We start from the raw sequence: 1,534 nt of genomic DNA on the forward strand, positions 1-1,534 counted from the left end.
ATCCGGGTAAAGGTAACTCGGGAGATCTGCCACCGAGAAAAGAGTGCGCTCCTACATGGCACAAAAAGATTCTCGAACAGCTCCCCAATATAGAGTTGACTCTGCTTATTGGTCAGTACTCTCAGCAGTACTACCTCACCAACAAGCCCAAAACTCTCACGCAAACCGTTCAGCAATGGCAAGATTGGGAACCTGAGTTTATTCCTCTACCACACCCTTCCCCACGCAATACGCTGTGGTTAAAGAAGAATCCATGGTTTGAGTCGGAAGTCGTTCCCTATCTCCAACAGCGCGTTCACTCGATGCTTTGAGTTACCGATGATCTAATTGCTGGTTAATCTGAACAAGAAAATTGAAACACAAACAACATAAATTTAAGTCATTGTTTATAATTGACTTTAATTTTTATTGTACAGCTTAGATAGTAATTAGATCATGACAGGCCAAATGCTTACTAAGCTGTACAATTCAAATTTCAGGTAAAAAAATACCGGCACTGATGGCCGGTATTGGATTTCAATAAATCGAGATTATTTGTGGTAAGGCTTAGATAGCTCATGTACCGCTTCAACAAACACACCCGCGTTTTCTGGCGGCACATCTAGGTGGATGCCATGACCTAGGTTGAATACGTGACCTGTACCAGCATCACCAAAACCTTCTAGGATACCCGCTACTTCTTCACGGATACGCTCAGGTGAAGCGTAAAGCATAGATGGATCCATGTTGCCTTGCAGTGCCACTTTATCGCCGATACGCGCTTTCGCATCAGCAATATTGATCGTCCAGTCTAGACCAACTGCATCACAACCCGTTGCTGCGATTTGCTCTAGCCACATACCGCCATTCTTAGTAAATAGCGTAACAGGTACGCGACGACCGTCATTTTCGCGAATCAGGCCATCCACAATCTTGTGCATGTATTGCAATGAGAACAGGTTGTAATCACGAGGAGTCAGAACGCCACCCCATGTATCAAATACCATAACTGACTGCGCGCCGGCTTTGATTTGTGCATTTAGGTATTCAATCACGCTATCTGCTAGCTTATCCAGCAGAAGATGCAGAGTTTGAGGTTCTGCGTACATCATCTTCTTGATCTTCGTGAAGGCCTTAGAGCTACCACCTTCAACCATGTAAGTCGCAAGCGTCCATGGGCTACCAGAGAAACCAAGTAGAGGTACATCACCATTCAAATCTTTGCGGATTTGACGCACGGCATTCATTACGTACTGCAGTTCACCTTCTGGATCTGGCAGACCGATTTTCTCTACGTCGGCTTTGCAAGTAATTGGGTTATCGAAGACCGGACCTTCACCAGCAGCAAAACGCAGACCCAGACCCATTGCATCTGGGATAGTTAGGATGTCAGAGAACAAGATCGCTGCATCAAGAGGAAAACGGCGTAGTGGTTGAAGAGTTACTTCAGACGCCAGCTCCGCATTCTTACACAAAGACATGAAATCGCCCGCTTGAGCACGCGTAGCTTTGTATTCTGGTAAGTAACGACCTGCCTGACGCATCATCCATACTG

2 protein-coding genes are annotated in these 1,534 nt (G+C 45.8%); one reads left to right on the forward strand and one right to left on the reverse strand.

Annotated features, from left to right (window positions below):
• Positions 1 to 311: uracil-DNA glycosylase family protein (locus tag R8N46_RS24625; protein WP_318189702.1), on the forward strand; the 311-nt coding region annotated here is incomplete at its 5' end.
• Positions 312 to 530: 219 nt separating this feature from the next.
• Here R8N46_RS24625 and hemE read toward each other — a convergent pair.
• Positions 531 to 1,534: uroporphyrinogen decarboxylase (hemE, locus tag R8N46_RS24630; protein WP_318189703.1), on the reverse strand; the 1,004-nt coding region annotated here is incomplete at its 5' end.

This window comes from Vibrio sp. 1874 (genome assembly GCF_033344395.1).
In the GTDB taxonomy this organism is placed as follows: Bacteria; Pseudomonadota; Gammaproteobacteria; order Enterobacterales; family Vibrionaceae; genus Vibrio; species Vibrio alginolyticus.